This is a genomic window from Actinobaculum massiliense (assembly GCF_001457435.1).
In the GTDB taxonomy this organism is placed as follows: Bacteria; Actinomycetota; Actinomycetes; order Actinomycetales; family Actinomycetaceae; genus Actinobaculum; species Actinobaculum massiliense.
This window is the reverse complement of the sequence record NZ_LN881717.1, coordinates 1,442,276-1,459,137: the sequence shown is the minus strand read 5'-3', so window position 1 is coordinate 1,459,137 and position 16,862 is coordinate 1,442,276. Positions and strand designations below refer to the sequence as shown.

Annotated in this window: 14 protein-coding genes; 4 read left to right on the top strand and 10 right to left on the bottom strand. The window is 60.1% G+C overall.

Features of this window, described 5'->3' with window-relative positions:
- Positions 1-22: 22 nt before the first annotated feature.
- From BN2664_RS08200 to BN2664_RS08185, 4 genes are all read left to right on the top strand, one after another.
- The gene (locus BN2664_RS08200; RefSeq protein WP_331456645.1) at positions 23-1,051 is read left to right on the top strand and encodes a gluconate:H+ symporter; all 1,029 of its coding nucleotides are present in this window, start codon (positions 23-25) and stop codon (positions 1,049-1,051) included.
- 83 nt (positions 1,052-1,134) lie between these two features.
- Entirely contained in the window at positions 1,135-2,037 is a 903-nt protein-coding gene (gene garR, locus BN2664_RS08195) for a 2-hydroxy-3-oxopropionate reductase (RefSeq protein ID WP_007000674.1), read from the top strand.
- Positions 2,038-2,232: 195 nt separating this feature from the next.
- Positions 2,233-3,570 carry an enolase C-terminal domain-like protein gene (locus BN2664_RS08190; RefSeq protein WP_007000675.1) on the top strand — a complete coding sequence of 446 codons (1,338 nt, stop codon included), beginning with the start codon at positions 2,233-2,235 and terminating at the stop codon, positions 3,568-3,570.
- A 115-nt stretch (positions 3,571-3,685) separates the two neighbouring features.
- Entirely contained in the window at positions 3,686-4,810 is a 1,125-nt protein-coding gene (locus BN2664_RS08185; RefSeq protein ID WP_007000676.1) for a glycerate kinase, read from the top strand.
- Positions 4,811-4,949: 139 nt separating this feature from the next.
- Here the strand turns inward: BN2664_RS08185 and BN2664_RS08180 are convergent, their stop codons facing one another.
- From BN2664_RS08180 to BN2664_RS08135, 10 genes are all read right to left on the bottom strand, one after another.
- The gene (locus BN2664_RS08180) at positions 4,950-6,077 is read right to left on the bottom strand and encodes an L-talarate/galactarate dehydratase (protein ID WP_007000677.1); all 1,128 of its coding nucleotides are present in this window, start codon (positions 6,075-6,077) and stop codon (positions 4,950-4,952) included.
- 80 nt (positions 6,078-6,157) lie between these two features.
- Positions 6,158-6,385, bottom strand: coding sequence for a YbdD/YjiX family protein (locus tag BN2664_RS08175; RefSeq protein WP_040316948.1), 228 nt, complete (start codon positions 6,383-6,385; stop codon positions 6,158-6,160).
- A 203-nt stretch (positions 6,386-6,588) separates the two neighbouring features.
- A complete protein-coding gene (locus tag BN2664_RS08170) occupies positions 6,589-9,075 on the bottom strand; it encodes a carbon starvation CstA family protein (RefSeq protein WP_007000679.1) in 2,487 nt (828 codons plus the stop codon).
- A 515-nt stretch (positions 9,076-9,590) separates the two neighbouring features.
- Positions 9,591-11,153: a lysine--tRNA ligase gene (gene lysS, locus BN2664_RS08165; RefSeq protein WP_007000680.1), complete on the bottom strand. Its 1,563-nt coding sequence runs from the start codon at positions 11,151-11,153 to the stop codon at positions 9,591-9,593.
- A gap of 57 nt (positions 11,154-11,210) precedes the next feature.
- Entirely contained in the window at positions 11,211-11,639 is a 429-nt protein-coding gene (gene panD / locus BN2664_RS08160; RefSeq protein WP_040317142.1) for an aspartate 1-decarboxylase, read from the bottom strand.
- Positions 11,640-11,676: 37 nt separating this feature from the next.
- On the bottom strand, positions 11,677-12,543 hold the full coding sequence (gene panC, locus BN2664_RS08155; RefSeq protein ID WP_308663059.1) for a pantoate--beta-alanine ligase: 867 nt from the start codon (positions 12,541-12,543) through the stop codon (positions 11,677-11,679).
- Between the two features lie 107 nt (positions 12,544-12,650).
- Positions 12,651-13,628, bottom strand: a complete 978-nt coding sequence (locus BN2664_RS08150; protein WP_040317144.1) for a Rossmann-like and DUF2520 domain-containing protein — start codon at positions 13,626-13,628, stop codon at positions 12,651-12,653.
- A gap of 56 nt (positions 13,629-13,684) precedes the next feature.
- On the bottom strand, positions 13,685-14,557 hold the full coding sequence (locus tag BN2664_RS08145) for a ketopantoate reductase family protein (RefSeq protein ID WP_007000684.1): 873 nt from the start codon (positions 14,555-14,557) through the stop codon (positions 13,685-13,687).
- A gap of 140 nt (positions 14,558-14,697) precedes the next feature.
- The gene (locus BN2664_RS08140; RefSeq protein WP_007000685.1) at positions 14,698-16,338 is read right to left on the bottom strand and encodes a PH domain-containing protein; all 1,641 of its coding nucleotides are present in this window, start codon (positions 16,336-16,338) and stop codon (positions 14,698-14,700) included.
- A complete protein-coding gene (locus tag BN2664_RS08135; protein ID WP_007000686.1) occupies positions 16,338-16,826 on the bottom strand; it encodes a PH domain-containing protein in 489 nt (162 codons plus the stop codon). The genes BN2664_RS08140 and BN2664_RS08135 overlap by 1 nt, the downstream gene beginning before the upstream one ends.
- Positions 16,827-16,862 lie beyond the last annotated feature (36 nt).

The following is a 16,862-nucleotide window of genomic DNA, read 5'->3' as shown; positions in this document are numbered from 1 at the left end:
CGTCAAGCACTCCCAGCTCGCGATCATTATCGTCGCGTTCCTGGTCGGCGTCGTCCTCTTCTGGGAGACCGCCTGGGTTATCCTCATCCCGATCGTCTTCGCCGTTTGCCGGTCGTACAAGATACCGGTGATGTGGTTGGCAATGCCGCTGGCTATTGCCCTTTCGACCATGCACTCCTTCCTCCCGCCGCACCCCGGCCCCTCGGCCGTTGCCGGCATCTACAACGCTTCTATCGGCCTGGCACTGCTGTGGGGTTTGATTATTTCTCTGCCGATCGGCACGGCTGTTGCGCTTATTTGGCCGCGCCTCGGCTTCGTCAAGAAGATCACCGCTAACCCGCCTGCCGGCCTCGCTTCGGACAAGGAGTGGACTGACGAAGAGATGCCCGGATTCTGGATGTCTCTGTTCATCACCGCAATGCCCGTACTCCTCATCGGCGGTCACGCGATCCTCGAGGTAACGCTCGGTAAGAACAACGCGGTAACGAAGGTCTTCTCCTTCATCGGCCACGACTGGTTCGCCCTGCTCCTCTCGCTCATGTTCGCGGTCCTTTACTTCACCTTGGTTCGCAAGGTTCCGATGGACACCATCATGGCGTCCTGCTCGAAGTCCGTGAAGTCGATCGCCATGATCGTGTTCATTATCGGTGGCGGCGGCGCCTTCGCCGCGGTGCTTCGCCAGGGCGGCATCTCCGACTACATCGTTGAGATCACCCAGTCCGTCAACCTCTCCCCGATCATCCTCGCCTGGGCCATCGCCGCGATTATGCGCGTTGCGCTTGGTTCGGCTTCAGTCGCCGTGGTGACCGCGGCCGGCATCGCCGCTCCGCTTATCGCCGCTGGCACCGTCAGCCCCGAGATCATGGTGCTCGCAACCGCCTGCGGTTCCGTTATGGCGTCGCACGTGAACGATCCTGGGTTCTGGATGTTCAAGGAATTCCTCGGCCTTTCGCTTAGCGATACGCTCAAGGTGCGCACTAGCTACACCACCGTTCTCTCGTGCCTGGGCCTCATTGGCTGCCTGATTATGGGCGCGATTGTTCCGGCGTAGTAGATCAACACTCATCACTATCGTCCGATAATTCGAAACCTATCTTCCGCATTTGAACGCGGTAACAATAGAAAGAGAGAAAAATGAAAATTGGATTCGTAGGCCTAGGAATCATGGGAAAGCCCATGGCGCTCAACCTCGTCAAGGCCGGTCACGAACTCTTCGTTAACGACAACAACGCGGAAAACATCCAGGCGCTCGTGGATGCGGGTGCAGTCAAGGTAGCGAACGGCAAGGAAGCGGCTGAGAACGCTGACCTCGTTATAACGATGCTTCCGAATTCGCCGCAGGTGAAGGAAGTGGCTCTCCAGGAAGACGGCATCGTCGCTGGCGCCCATGAAGGGTTGATCTACGTTGACATGTCCTCCATCGCCCCGCTCGCTGCCCGCGAAGTTGCCGAGGCCCTCGCCGAACACAATGTTCCGATGCTCGATGCGCCGGTCTCCGGCGGCGAACCGAAGGCCATTGACGGATCGCTGTCCGTGATGGTCGGCGGCGATGAGAAGGTATTCGAATCGGTAAAGGACGTCCTCAACGCCATGGCTGGATCGGTAACCTACGTTGGACCGATCGGCGCTGGCAACATTGCCAAGCTTGCTAACCAGGCTATCGTCGCCGTCAATATCGCCGTATGCGGTGAGGCCTTCACGCTCGCGCAGAAGGCCGGTGTCGATCCCGAGTCCGTGTACAACGCGATCCGCGGCGGCCTGGCCGGTTCCACCGTTATGGACGCCAAGGTTCCGATGATGCTGGCCCGCAACTTCAAGCCGGGCTTCCGCATCAACCTCCACATCAAGGATCTCAACAACGTCCTTGAGACGGGTCACGGCGTGGATTCCCCGCTTCCGCTCACCTCCTTGGTGCGCGACATGATGTCCGTGCTCAACGGTGATGGCCACGCTACCGAGGATCACTCCTCGCTGGTGCGCGTCTACGAGAAGCTCGCCAATATCGAGCTTCACCCCGGACTGCCCGAGGAAAAGTAAAATCCCCTCGCCAATGAATAATCGACCCCGACTTCATTGGCGAGGTAACCAAATCTGGAATTGTGTGGTGGCGGAGACGCATCCACGTCTCCGCCACCACACAACATAGTTTCTGTTTTCACTATCAAGATTCATTTGGGACCGGCACAGCCGCATTCAGTCCCACAGCAAACGCTTATAACGAAAGAGAAGACAATGACGTCAGTTCCCACAATCAAGAAAATTGATGTTTACCCTGTTGCCGGCCGCGATTGCATGGAGCTCAACCTATCCGGGGCTCACGGCCCGTATTTCACCCGCAACGTCGTCGTCATGGAGGATTCCTCCGGTAACGTCGGTGTAGGCGAGGTTCCCGGTGGCGAAAAGATCACCAAGACAATTGAAGACGCGAAGGACATCGTCCTCGGCCGGTCTCTGGCTGAACATAAGAACTTCCTCAACGAGGTGCACGCTCGGTTCGCGGATCGCGACTCGGGCGGTCGCGGGCTACAGACCTTCGACCTGCGCACCACGGTACATGCCGTTACCGCTCTGGAAGCGGCAACTCTCGATTTATTCGGCCAGTTCCTCGGAGTCCCCGTCACCGCCCTCTTGGGCGACGGCCAGCAGCGCGATCAAGTCCGTGCGCTCTCCTACCTCTTCTACGTAGGCGATCCGGACAAAACCGATCTCGAGTACTACCGCGAGAAGGACTCGGACGTTGATTGGTACCGTCTGCGCCACGAAGAGGCGCTCACCCCGGAAGCCATCGTCCGCATGGCGGAGGCCACTCACGATCTTTATGGCTTCGAAGATTTCAAGCTCAAGGGTGGCGTGCTCTCTGGCGAAGAGGAAATGAAGGCGATCGTAGCGCTGAAGGAGCGCTTCCCCAACGCGCGCATTACCCTCGATCCCAACGGCGCCTGGTCACTCAAAGAAGCGATTGAGCTGTGCAAGGACAAGGTTGGAATCCTCACCTACGCCGAAGATCCGTGCGGTGCGGAAGGCGGATTCTCGGGTCGCGAGATTCTCATGGAGTTCCGCCGAGCAACGGGACTTCCCACCGCGACCAACATGGTCAACACGGATTGGCGCCAGATGATGCATTCCATCATGTTGCAGTCGGTAGACATTCCGCTGGCCGATCCTCACTTCTGGACCATGAGCGGTTCGGTTGAGGTAGCCAAGCTGTGCCACGAGTTCGGCATGACGTGGGGTTGCCACTCCAACAACCACTTCGATATTTCCCTCGCGCAGATTGCCCATTGCGGCGCTTCCGCTCCCGGGGAATACAACGCTCTCGATACCCACTGGATTTGGCAGGAAGGCGTGGAACGTCTCACCAAGGAACCGCTCAAGATCGAAGGCGGCAAGCTCACCATCCCGAACAAGCCGGGTCTGGGTATCGAGCCGGATATGGATCAGATCCTCGCGGCTAACGAGCTGTACAAGGAGAAGATCGAGGGCGGCGGCGGCCGCGACGATTCGATCGGGATGCAGTACCTCATCCCCGGTTGGAAGTTCGACAATAAGAAGCCTGCCCTCGTGCGCTAAGCATCTTTGATGCTCCCCATAGGTATTAGGTAGCGTGTGGCGGTGAGAGGCTAAGGGCTCTCACCGCCATTTCGCACCCTGACGCCCCACTCACGAAACAAACGAAGGAATCACCGTGAAGATTTTGTGTGCTCCCGATAGCTTCAAAGAGTCTATGACAGCAGGCGAAGCCGCGAGCGCGCTCGCCGAAGGCGTTCGTCGCGTATTCCCGGAAGCTCAGTGCGTTGAGGTTCCGATGGCGGACGGCGGTGAGGGTTTCACCGTATCCCTGGCAGAAGCCCTCAACGCTGAGCTGGTGAAAGTGCCGGTGGTCGATGCGTTCGGCGCAGATGCGCGCGGAGAAATCGCCGCAACTAAGGATTTGGCCGTTTTCGAAATCGCCTCCGCGGTTGGCATCGGAATGGTGGAGGAAAAGGATCGCCGCATCCGCCAAATGTCGTCTGCCGGGGTGGGGATGCTTTTGCGGGCCGCCCTGGATCGCGGCGTTTCTGAAATTCTGATCGGCCTGGGCGGTTCCGGCACGAATGACGGCGGAGCAGGTATGCTTCGAGCACTCGGAGTCACATTCCTCGACGCCGCCGGCAACGAACTCAACGGTTCCCCCGAGGAAATGGAGAACCTCGAGAGCGTCGATGTTTCAAAGCTCGATCGCCGGGTATTCGATGTGAATATTCGGATTGCCTGCGACGTCGACAACCCGCTTATTGGCCCCAAGGGCGCCTCGGCGATTTTCGGGCCGCAAAAGGGGGCAAGCGAAGAGGACGTTGAGTTCCTCGACAGCGTGCTTGAGCGCCTTGCCACCGTCTCCGGCAAAGAGGACTACATAGAAATGGAAGGCGCCGGGGCAGCGGGAGGCCTCGGGTTTGCGCTCGTCGCCTTCCTGGGCGGAAAACTCGAGCGCGGTATCGACGTCGTCGTCGACACCGTGGAACTGCGCAAACACGCCGAGGGCTGCGACTTCGTATTTACGGGAGAAGGCGGGATCGACGAGCAGACCCTGATGGGTAAGACTCCGGCCGGAGTCGCCAACGTAGCGAAAGAGTTTGGAATCCCCGTCATTGCTTTCGCCGGGAAGCTCGGGAAAGGTGCCGATGTGCTGCTCGAGCACGGCTTTGACGCGATTGAGCCGATTGTGCAAAGAGTTTCAACCCTGGAGGAATGCCTCAGGGACGGCAAGAAGAACCTCGCGGACGCCGCTGAGAGAACCTGCCGGATCCTGAAAATCGGCGCAAATATGTAGCGCGTAGCTAACGCGGGGCTCGCCTACAGGAACGCGGCGCAATACTAAAAAGCGCCGGGCTCACACAAAAAATCGGAGCGGCTAAGTCTCAGCCGCTCCGATTTTTTGCTTAGGCTCACGCTCAAACGCCCCTCACGCTTTATTTGGCGCCGACCTCGAAGGTGTTGACCGTCCAGTCACGCAACTGCCCCGAGAGGGTTACGCCGAGGCCGGGACGCTCGGAGACGATCATGCGCCCATCCTTGATTTCCATATGCTCGTTGAAAAGCGGATCCAGCCAGGTGAAATGTTCCACCCACGGCTCGAGTGAATAGGTCGCGGCCAGGTGGGAGTGAATCTCCATGGCGAAGTGCGGCGCAAGCATTAGGCCAGCCTGTTCCGCAAATTTCGTGAGCTTCAGGAACTCGCTAATTCCACCAATTCGCGGGGCGTCGGGCTGGATGTAATCGCAGGAATGATGCTCAATGAGCTTCTCGTGCTCCGCCACCGAGGCGAGCATCTCTCCGGTGGCGATGGGAGTATCGATCACGCGAGCTAGCTCGGCGTGCCCTTCGTAGTCATAGGCATCGAGCGGCTCCTCAATCCACACCAGGTTGAAACGCTCAAGGAGCTTGCACATCCGCATACCGGTCGGGCGATCCCACTGCTGGTTCGCGTCGACCATAAGCGGGAAGTCGTCTCCCACGTGCTCTCGCATAGCCGCGGTGCGTTCCAAATCCACGCGGTGATCGGGGTGACCAACTTTGATCTTGATGCCACCGATCCCCGACTCAATGGATTTCGTGGCGTTGTCGAGCACTTCTTCAAGAGGCGAGGAGAGGAAGCCACCAGAGGTGTTGTAGGTCCGAATGGAATCGCGGTGGGCGCCAATGAGCTTGGAGAGCGGAAGGTCGGCGCGCTTAGCCTTGAGATCCCAGAGGCAGACGTCGATTGCCGCGATGGCTTGGACCGCCACGCCCGAGCGCCCCACCGACGCGCCAGCCCAGAGGAGCTTGACGCGAAGCTTATCGATATCGTTGGGATCCTCGCCGATCAGGTTGTCGGCGATTTCGGAGGCGTGCGCGAACTGCGCGGGGCCGCCGGCTCTCTTCGAGTAGGAAAAACCGACGCCGGAGTATCCGGCTTCGGTTTCGATTTCGCAGAAAAGGAAGTTCACTTCCGTCATCGGCTTCTGCCGGCCGGTGAACACTTTCGCATCGGAGATTCCGGTGCCCAGCGGAAGAACTACATGGGATAACTTGACGTGCTTGATTTTGTCGACTGACATACTGGCTCCTTCGACAGATGTCCGTAAATTGTCTTTATATTTACCCCGACATACACAAGCGTAGACAAATAGTTCCCTCTCTAGCAACAGCCAGTCGAGACGTTATCCTCTTTGAAATCGTCGCGTGAGCGCCAGAATTCCTTCTCGGTCATGGGCTGGCAGTTGGGGTGATTGCGCCGGTGGTGATCCAAGTAGCGCTCGTAGGCGGAATCGCCCATAAAATCGCGCCACATTTTTTGCGCTCGTCGCAACGCCGCTACGCAGCTCTTGAGAATCTTGCGCGACCACTCGCCCACTGTTACCGCCATCCGTCACCGTCGTTCTCCCGCTCTCGGCGGGTATTTCCCACTGCGAGCGCTAGTTTTTCGCGCCTTTCCGGGCGCGCCGCCCGCGCGCCGCACTCACTCCAGAATTGCATTTGGGGAGGCTCGGGGCAAGTATCACCCGAGCCTCCCCGCTACGCCAACGCCATCTAGCGCGAACGCTATCTAGCGCTAAACGCTATCGCGCGTTAGCTGAGGTTGGTATCTTCCTCGGTGATCGAGGAAAGCGGCACTTCGATGAGCTCACGCTTCTTCTCGTAGCCGTGTCCGTCGTCGGCGGCGCGCAACTTACGCGACACCGCGTCAGCGTCACCCACCACGTCGTACTCAGCCTGAACCTTCTTCTCGAGCTTGGTCGGGAAGAGGTGCTTGGGAGCGTAGTAGTTCGACTCAACGAACGGATCCTCAGACGAGTGGGTCTTACCCGACCGGATCGTCTTGAAGATACGAATGAAACCACACACGATAATGAAGGCAACCGTCACCAGGAACACCGCCGAGAGGGTGCCCTGGATCATGGTGTTGCGAACAATCGCGGACTGAATGCCAATCGCCTCGGTGTCGCCGGCAGCGCGGGCCGCCTCGAGCGCGTCCTTAGCAGCCGCGTGCTGGGTGAAGTAGCCAACCGCCTTGTCGGTGGAGAAGATCTTCTGCCACGACGCCGCGAAGGTCACGATCGTATCCCACAGGAACGGAATGAACGGAATCCACGCGTACTTCAGGTAACCCTTGTTCACCGTAATAACCGTGCATAGCAACAGCGCTATTGCGGCTATCAACTGGTTTGCCACACCGAATAGCGGGTAGAGGGTCTGAATTCCACCACGCGGGTCGGTGACGCCCATCAGCAGTAGCGAACCCCAGGCGGCCACGACGACGGCGGTGGTGATCCACGCCCCCACGCGCCAGCTCGGATCGCGGAACTTCGGGATCACGTTGCCAATCGCGTCGCCCAGCTGGAAGCGGGCCACACGGGTCACCGCGTCAACCGCGGAAAGAATGAAGAGCGCTTCGAACATAATCGCGAAGTGGTACCAGAAGCCCATCATCGCCTGTCCGCCACCGAGCTGGTGGAGAATATGCGAGATGGCGACGGCGAGCGTTGGCGCACCGCCGGTTCGCGAGGTAACCGAGGTTTCGCCTACGTCATGAGCAAGCTGCAGGAAGGCTTCGCCGCCCTCGTACACCTTCTCGTTTCCGTTCTCATCCCACGATTCCCAAATCGCCTTCGGGGCGTTGCCCTGCATATCGGTTACCTTGAGGTTCTCGACGGCGGCGCCGGTAATCTCGGCACGATGCTCAGGAGTGTTCTCCGTGTACTGCGAAACAACTTCTTCGCCGGCCAGCTTATCGATGGTGGCAACCGAGGTGTTCATACCGAAGTAAACGCCCATGTTCAGCGAGGCGGCGGCCGCGAGGGCCATAATCGCCACGAAGGATTCCATTAGCATGCCGCCGTAGCCAATCATGCGGACCATGGATTCCTTCTGGATCATCTTCGGCGTGGTACCGGAAGAAACCGTGGCGTGCATACCCGAAAGGGCGCCGCAGGCAATGGTGATGAACAGGAACGGGAAGAGCTCGCCGGCGAATACCGGGCCGTCTGTGTTAGAGGCGAACTCGGTGACGGCGGGCATCTGCACCAGCGGGCGAACAACCATAATTCCGATGGCCAGCACCACGATGGTGCCAACCTTCATGAAGGTGGAGAGGTAATCGCGCGGCGTGAGCAGGAGCCACACCGGCAAAACCGCGGCGAAGAAGCCGTAGACAACCATGCACCACACCAGCGTCGTCGGCGAAAGGTGCAAGAACTCCTGACCCCAGCTCGACTCAGCAACCCAGCGGCCACCGATAATGCAGGAAATCAGCACCGCGAAGCCGATAATCGACACCGCGGTAATGTGACCCGGACCAACGAAGCGCAGGTACAGGCCCATGCAGATAGCGATCGGAATCGTCATACCCACCGCGAAAACGCCCCAGGGCGAATCCGCCAGCGCGTTCACGCAGATCATGGCGAGAACGGCGAGCACGATCATGAGCATGATGAGGATCATGATGGCGGCCACCGCGCCGCCGACCTTGCCGATCTCATCAAGCGCCATCTGGCCCAGGGAGCGGCCACCGCGACGCATGGAGAAGGCGAGAACCAGCATGTCCTGGACGGCACCGGCCAGAAGCACACCGAAGATAATCCACAAAGTTCCGGGCAGGTAACCCATCTGGGCCGCGAGCACCGGGCCCACCAGCGGGCCAGCACCAGCGATGGCCGCAAAGTGGTGGCCGTAAAGAACCACGCGGTTAGTCGGGTCAAAATCCTTGCCATTGTTCACGCGCTCGGCCGGCGTTGCATTGAGGTCGAACGGACGCATGATTTTCTTTTGGATGTACAGTGCGTAGAAGCGGTAGCCAATCGCGTAGGTACATACCGAAGTCACCACGAACCACATGGTATTCACCTGCTCGCCCCGCGAAAGCGCGAGCATATACCAGCCAAGAACTCCTAGCGCGGTAACAACAACCCAAATCGCAATGCGCCACGGCGTCCACTTGGTGTGAGGGCGAGTACCCACCGGCACGCCGTCCCTATTGCGAATAATGTATTTTTCTTCCTCTGGCGAGAATTGCGGAACCGCTTTTTCATCGGCGGTTTTCACCATGTCGTCAGCCATTATTTCTCCTTCTATAGAACGCGCGATATTGGCAGAGTGCCGCCGTTCGTAGTCGAATGGCGAAACGCCGCCCACCCGCGTTTACCAGCTCAAGAGTTTGCGTTAACTTCTCGCGGAGGTACCGAGCATAAATTCGTCCTTGTCCAACCTGTCAACATCGACCGCGCACCAAGGTAGCGCCCACCCTTAAAAACCGATCTTTCAAGCAACGCTTTTGCGTTACAGAGGAAGATTAGCACGAATAAATAAGCGGAAAACAGACCCACTTTTCAACTGACGAGAGGGTAAAAACAATTCTTAGAAAATTGTTACAGTTCCTTTACAGGCGTCCGCGGCCCGGACGGTTTCCACGCCGCACACCCCCTCCACGCAACTCAAGACACGGCCAGGCATTCGGTGCCCTGCGTCACGTTAAAAGCATTATCTACCCGCGGCTTTTGGGCTTTAAGACCCGCGGACTGGAGCGTATTTTTTAACTTATTCTCGGAAATTCGGGCGGGCTCGCCCCGCGCTGTTTAGTCCTGCGCGGGGCGAATGAATGGGAAGGTAATGGTTTCCCGAATGCCCAAGCCAGTGAGCACCGTCAGCAAGCGATCGATGCCCATTCCCATTCCGCCGGTGGGCGGGAAACCCTGCTCGAGGGACTCAATGAAGTCCTCATCGAGCTGCATCGCTTCCGGATCGCCGTTCGCGGCGTCCAAGGACTGCTGGGTAAGGCGCTGGCGCTGGATAACCGGATCGGCCAGCTCGGAGTAGGCCGTGCCCAGCTCCATTCCGCGCACATACAAATCCCACTTCTCCGTGAGGCCCGGACGGGAGCGGTGCGGGCGGGTGAGCGGGGAGGTATCCTCCGGGAAGTCGTAAACGAACGTCGGCTCGTAAAGCTGATCGCCGTAGAGCTCCTCGAACAGCTCCTCCACAATCTTGCCCGGCACCCAGTAGGGCGCCACGCCAATATCATGCTTTTCAGCGATAGCCTCGAGCTTTTCCCGCGGCGTCTCCACCGTGATTTCTTCGCCCACGCACTCGGAAACCGTCCCGTACAAATCAATCTTGCGCCACTCGCCAGAAAGGTCGTACTCGGTGCCGTCGGCCAGGGTCACCTGCAGAGTTCCGAGGGTATCGAGCGCGGCCTGCTGAATAAGGTCGCGCGTCAGCTCGGCCATCACGTCATAGGTGGCGTAGGCCTGGTAGCACTCAAGCGCCGTAAATTCGGGAGAATGTGTGGAGTCCGCGCCCTCATTACGGAAATTGCGGCCAATCTCAAATACGCGGTCCACTCCGCCAACCACGGCGCGCTTGAGGTAAAGCTCAGTGGCAATGCGCAAGTAAAGATCCTGGTCATAGGCGTTAATGTGGGTAACGAACGGCCGCGCGGCAGCGCCTCCGTGCAAGGGCTGAAGGATCGGCGTCTCGATTTCCGTGTAGCCGCGCCGATCAAAGTTATTGCGCAGCGACTTCATAACGCCCGCGCGCAAAGTGACCATATTGCGCGCCGCGGGCCGGGTAATGAGGTCTAGATGCCGTAGCCGCACTCGCGACTCTTCAGAAAGCGAGACGTCTTCACCGGCGTCGTTCTTGTACACCTTGGGAAGCGGCCGGATCGCCTTGGACGCCATCTTCCACTCGCGCGCGAAAACGGACAGCTCGCCGCGCTTGGAGGTACCAACGTAACCCTCAACGAAGATGAAATCGCCCAGATCAACGTCCTGCTTGAAATCCGCAAGGCGCTCTTCGCCCACGTTTGCCAGCGAGAGAAGCACCTGGATGCGGTTGCCCGGCCCGTCCTGGATGGTGGCGAAAGCGATTTTCCCGCCGCTGCGCTGTAGCATCACGCGCCCAGCCAGACCGACCTTCGTCTCGGTCAGCTCTTCGCCGGCTTCCAGATCGCCGTACTGCTCGCGAATTTCCGGGATGGTGGTGGTGATGGCAAGCTCAACGGGGTACGGATCCGTCCCCTCATCCAGAAGGCGTTGCCGCTTCGCGAGGCGGTTCTGAATCTGCTCGGGCGCGTCCTCGCCAAGTACTCCGAGGTTCGCCGTTTCGGTCTGCGCCGCGGCGCCATTCACTTCATTCATGTCTTCGGGCTCGTTCCTAGTCACAGCTCTTAGGTTACCTTGTTGCGCTGGCAGGTTTCAGCGCGATTCTGCGCGCACCTGCGCGAATGGAATTCCGGAGGACTTCAAACCGAGTGAATTCTCGGGCACCTCTCCCGGCTCTTCGCCCAGTTCTATCGCCTGATTCTGAGCGTCCACAAACACCACCCGCGGCCGGTAGACGCGCGCGGTGCGATCGTCGAGCTGCGAGTAGCACATTATGATCACCAGGTCGCCCGCGCGCACCTGATGCGCAGCGGCACCGTTCATGTTGATAATCCCGCTCCCCCGCTCGCCGGGTATCGCGTAGGTAGTGATGCGGTTTCCGTTATCAACGTCGACGACGTCGACTGCCTCGCCCTCGAGAATATCGGCGGCATCGAGCAGATCGGCATCGATTGTTATCGAACCGACGTAGTTCAGATCCGCACCGGTGACGGTGGCGCGATGGATCTTTCCGGTCATCATGCGCCGCAGGCGAACCGGGCCGCGAACAAGCTCTGGCTTATCGTTCACGAAAGACGACCTCCATATTATCGATGAGGCGGGTCGGGCCCACGTACGCGGCGACAATGAGCAAGCCGGCGGCGGGCGCCGCGACCCCGTCTGCGCCAGCGAGGGACTGGAAGGTCTCAGGATCTACCAGCTCAAGGTAATCGACCCTCACGCCGTCGGCAGCGTCCAAGTATTCTCGCGCGACCCGAAGCGTCTGCTCCGGGCCCGCGCCCCGCGCGGCGGCGTCGCGCCCCACGCTGAGCGCCTGCGAAAGCGCCTGCGCCTGGATGCGCTCGTTCTCTGAAAGATAGGAATTGCGCGAGGAACGGGCCAGCCCGGACTCTTCGCGCACAATCGGAACCGCCCGGATTTCCAGGGGCATATCAAGGTCCGTCACCATGGTGCGAATGAGGGAGAGCTGCTGGGCGTCTTTCTGACCGAAGAAAGCGACGTCGGGGCGCGCCAAATTGAAGACTTTATTGACCACCTGGAGCACTCCCGCAAAATGCGTGGGCCGGGTGGTTCCTTCGAATAGCGTCGCGATGAGGCCCGGGTTGATGCGTACCAGCGGCTCGCGCGGATACATTTCTTCGTCGCTGGGAGCAAAGACGACGTCGCCTTCCGCGAGCACCGTCTCCAGAAGCGCCATATCTGCCTCGAGATCGCGCGGGTATGCGTCGAAGTCCTCATTGGGGGCGAACTGGAGCGGATTGACGTAAATCGAGACAATCACGTTCTCGCTCGACTCCCGCGCGGCGCGGACAAGCTGGAGGTGCCCCTGGTGCAGGGCACCCATAGTCATAACCAGCCCCACGCTACCGTGCATATCGGCTCGTTGTTCACGCAATTCTTTTTTGGTGCGAATCAGTTGTGCCACGCCGGCAATAGTAGCGCCCGGGCGCCGTTCGCGCCCAAAACGTAGCCGGCGAAACACTCGCGCGCGCTGGATTTAGCTTGAGGGCGAGCGCTGCCCGACCGCTCAAGCTAACTTTCGGGTGAGCCCTCAAGCGCCCGCAAGACTGCTTCAGCTTGCTCGGGGCGCAGAGCACGGCGCGCCCGCGCCCGCGTAGCGGTGGCCCGGGCGAGGCTCCGGTAAGTGGGCGGAATATCGGAAAAGTCTGTCGCGCTGGGCGCATCGGCGCTGGACGCGCCGGGGACTCCTTCGGCGTCGAGGGCGCCACCGCAGGGCATATCAGCGCTTGCGCTTTGACCGGAGCCGAGCGCGGCGAGAGCGTCGAGGGACTGCAAATGCTCGCGCACGGTGCCCGCGTCCCCGCGCACCACCGGACCGGTCAAGCCGGCCTCGCCGTTATTTAGGGCGCCGTCGAGAGCCGCGGAAAGCAGCGGGCGCAGGTAGGAGGCGGGTTGCGCAATCCCCGCCGCTCGCAAAATCCGCTGTGCCTGCGTTACCAGGGTGACCAGATGATTCGCGCCGTGGGCGAGTGCGGCGTGATAGAGAACGCGGTCCTCCTCTTCGACCAGCTCCGGCTCGCCTCCCATCTCGGAGACCAAAGCCTGCCCAATCGGCACGAGCATGGGCTCGCCGGTTACCGCAAAGGGACACCCCATAAGGTTCTTCAAATCAAGCGAGGTTCCGCTGAAGGTCATCGCGGGATGAATAGCAAGCGGCAAAGCTCCGAGCTGCGCGGCCGGATCGAGGATGCTAATCCCGTACCTGCCGGCCACGTGCACCACGAGTTGCCCCGGGCGCCACAGGCCGAGCTTCGCCGCTCCGGCCACCAGCGGACCAAGGGCGTCGTCGGGCACGGCGAGCAACACCATTTGCGAGCGCGCGATATTTTCCTCGACCGAAAGCGCCGCGACGCCCGGAAGCATAGCGTCGAGGCGGTCCTTGGAAGCCTCGGAAGAGGCGTAGGCGCCGACGATTGTGTGCCCGGCAAGCCGAAGCGCCGCACCGAGAACTGCCCCGACTTTACCGGCGGAAATAATTCCAATTTTCATGCGGCCCTTGCGGCGCGCGGGCTCGGGACAATCAGCGGCGTCGGCCGAAAAACCACTCACTTGGACGTGCGGTTGATTCGGTCTTCCACGGCTGAGACCAGCGTGGCGAGCGCGGGCACCGGAATTCCGGCGCGGCTGGCCGCCGCCACCACATCCGAGCCGAGCTCCTTCAGCTCACAATGCTTGCCGTCCGCAACATCGCGTGCCATTGAGGACGTCGCCTCTGGGTCCGACATTAGCAAGCCCTGCATAATGTCATTGTGCGAGGTCGGCAAGCCCATGAAAGTGGCAATGCGCGCCATCTCGTCCACCGCATGGCAGGTGACCTTCTGATTGCGTTCCATCGCCGAGCCGATCGGCAGATTGGTGGCTGCCGTCAGGAGTGCCATCAGGCTCTGCGAGCGTAGCTTGCGCCAAAGCACCTGCTCTTCAGTGCCGCCGAAGCTAACGTCGAGGCCACCCTCAAGAAGGGTGCGGGAAATCTCCCCGTCCATTGCGCTGTCGGGGAGCTCCAGGCGAACAAACTTTGAAGTTTGCTCGATGACACCCGGCGCTACGCGGGACGAAATGGTGCGAATCGATCCGCTCCAGGTGTCGTTATCGGTCAGATCGTGCACCGCTTTCGCGTGGGTGAAACCGTTGAAAAGGGCTCCCACTTCGGACGGATTTGCGGATTTAACAATGCGTGCAATCTCGGGCAGTGTGTAGCTCTTCGTGGTGAGCAGGACCTGCGCCCCTCGCGCGGGCTTAGTAACCGCGCGTACCTTGACGGTAAAGTTTCCGTACTTTTGGGAGCGGATGACGAGGCCGTCAGTATTAATAACGTCCGCGGTGCGGGGTGTGGCAACGATCGCCACATCCTGTCCGTTTTTGGCGAGCACTCCGGCCAAGAGTCCGCCAACTCCGCCGGGCCCGTAGATATGCAACATGGCTTCAGGTTAGCCGCGGCGCGCCGCGAATTGAAGAATACAGCGCGGAATATTGCCCAAGTCTCGCCTATCACCAGGGCCGCCGACTCGCTGATGATGGCCGTTTAGCCTTCTAGACATAGGCGCCACTCCATCCGCGGCTACTGACGGGCGCGTGCCTCTTTGCCGGCCGCGTTCTCCGCGGCGACGAGATCTCGCACATCTTCCAGGGCCAGATTCTGCTGCTCGACGGCAAACGAGCCGTTCGATACCATCGCAAATTTAATTGTGGCCAAACCAAGCTGGCGCTGGATTGGACCTTGCGCGGATACCAACGACTGATAGTGGTGATGGAATACGAGGGTCACCTGCTTACGCCACCACCTGCCATGCCTGAGCACGGCCACAATTGGAGTAATTGCCACACCGGCGCGTTTCCAACCAATTGGATCCACCCAGCGCGCCCCGCGCGGAGCCGCCACGAATCCGGCCATGGCAAACTCGCCAGTCAGCGCCTCGCGCAAGAAGGCGTCTCGATCCGCCACTCCCAGATCCGGCATGATCACCCACAGGCAAAGAAGGACCTCATCCAGGCTCCCGGCCGGAACCACCGCCACCTTTGCGTCTGCCAGCGAATCTAGAGATGCATCCGCCGTCGTGACCTCCAGCTTCCACCAACCGAATGGCTTCCACAGGGCCGGCTGGAAAATACGCACCGCATGCACTCGGTCGGGCAGAATCGTTTGGGTCGTGGTCGAGGTGAGGCCGCGACTCGACTCCAATCCATCCGGTGCTACCCGCACCCTCGCTCCCCAACTTTTATCGAGCGCGCTGAAAGCGCCGTAGAGCGCGCCGAGCCAGAGTAGCGCCAGCGCCCAGAAGCGAGGCGTCTCGTCCCAAAAAGTGAGGGCTAACATGAAGACCAGGCCAAGTAATCCGATAAAGAATCTGCCGCTGAGCACGCTGGACCCCGCCAACCGGCCAGTGCCGAGCCGGTAGATTTCCTGCTGATCCTCCGCGGTGGTCTCCCGTTCCTGCCAATTCTCGATCGCCGGCTTTTCCCCCGCGCGCACGCGCGCGGCGACGTCGAGAATATATGCGCGCAACTTTTCGCACGTTTCCACCGGGAGAAGACCGATGCTAACCGCCGAAAGTTGCATTCCACCCGGCGATACTTCAACGGTCCCCTGGCCCACGAGGCGGGCGATTATCGAGCGTTTGATGTCGACCGCCTGCACGCGATCCCAACGGAGCTGGTTATGCCGCTTGAATAGGATGCCAGAACGGATGTGAATGCCTCGATCAGTAAGCGCGAAACTGCGGGCGCGCCAGTTCGCCCAGCCCCAGATTAGGGTGAGAACGATGGCAATCGCGAGTCCGCCGACGATGTAAATACCAACACGGCTGGCAGTTTCGCGGGCGAAGTCGAACGTGCTACTCAGGCTGTCTGTGTCTTCGAGTTCGCGACTCAAATAGTAGGCCCCGAAACTGATCAGAAGCGCGAGCAGGCCCAGCACATTCTGCAAAGGCGTCCACTTGGACACGCGCTGCCAGGCGCTTTCCGGCACCGCATCCTCCCCGCCAGCGTCCGGCGAGCCCACATAAGCTTCATCAGCAGGCGAAGAGCTCAGCGAGGATGCTGATTCCGCGCCCCCAGCCAGCAGATTATCTGGCAACATTTCCGGAGCCCCTGCACTTCCGGCATTTCCCGCCGACGACATCAGTTCATTTTCCAGTGGCAGTGCTTCGTCTGAAGGACGCTTCGCTTCGCCGGGAGCAGCGTCGAATCGGCTTTCTGCCATTAGATTCCCTCCAGGCCAGCTTGCGCCATGCTAGTGAGCTTCGCGCGCAAGCGCTCTGCCTCTTCACGCGGCAGACCGGGGATTTCACCCATGCTCCCGGCGGAAGCCGTCTCCAGCGTCACCGATGCTAAGCCGAGTCGCTCTTCCACAGGACCGCTGGCTACCGTCACGGTTTGCATACGTCCGTAGGGAATCACCGCCAGCTTGCGGAACATAATCCCGCGGCAGATCAGGAGTTCCTCGGGTGTTTCAAAGTAGCCAATCGCCCGAGCTTGGCGCCCGGCCAGGGCGCAGTGCCACACCCCAGCCGCCAGTGCGAGTGCGGGGAAGATCCACGTCCACGCCACTTTCCACCACAGGCCGGCGCATAGGGCCAGGCCTATCGCCAGCAGTCCCCACCACAGGATGCGGGAAAAAATGCGCACCCGCGCGTATTTGACGGAAATTGCAGTAAATTGAACTTCTGGTGCAAGTGGCGTGTAAGTCATAAGCCGCAGTTTACCTACAGTTATTTATGCCGGCAT

What these genes read in the sequence shown, in the direction of transcription:
- garR (WP_007000674.1), top strand. Translation starts at nt 1,135, where the DNA reads ATGAAAATTGGATTCGTAGGCCTAGGAATCATGGGAAAGCCCATGGCG.
- BN2664_RS08190 (WP_007000675.1), top strand. Translation starts at nt 2,233, where the DNA reads ATGACGTCAGTTCCCACAATCAAGAAAATTGATGTTTACCCTGTTGCC.
- BN2664_RS08180 (WP_007000677.1), bottom strand. Translation starts at nt 6,077, where the DNA reads ATGTCAGTCGACAAAATCAAGCACGTCAAGTTATCCCATGTAGTTCTT.
- BN2664_RS08175 (WP_040316948.1), bottom strand. Translation starts at nt 6,385, where the DNA reads ATGGCGGTAACAGTGGGCGAGTGGTCGCGCAAGATTCTCAAGAGCTGC.
- BN2664_RS08170 (WP_007000679.1), bottom strand. Translation starts at nt 9,075, where the DNA reads ATGGCTGACGACATGGTGAAAACCGCCGATGAAAAAGCGGTTCCGCAA.
- lysS (WP_007000680.1), bottom strand. Translation starts at nt 11,153, where the DNA reads ATGAATGAAGTGAATGGCGCCGCGGCGCAGACCGAAACGGCGAACCTC.
- panD (WP_040317142.1), bottom strand. Translation starts at nt 11,639, where the DNA reads ATGATGACCGGAAAGATCCATCGCGCCACCGTCACCGGTGCGGATCTG.
- BN2664_RS08150 (WP_040317144.1), bottom strand. Translation starts at nt 13,628, where the DNA reads ATGAAAATTGGAATTATTTCCGCCGGTAAAGTCGGGGCAGTTCTCGGT.
- BN2664_RS08145 (WP_007000684.1), bottom strand. Translation starts at nt 14,557, where the DNA reads ATGTTGCATATCTACGGGCCCGGCGGAGTTGGCGGACTCTTGGCCGGA.
- BN2664_RS08140 (WP_007000685.1), bottom strand. Translation starts at nt 16,338, where the DNA reads ATGGCAGAAAGCCGATTCGACGCTGCTCCCGGCGAAGCGAAGCGTCCT.
- BN2664_RS08135 (WP_007000686.1), bottom strand. Translation starts at nt 16,826, where the DNA reads ATGACTTACACGCCACTTGCACCAGAAGTTCAATTTACTGCAATTTCC.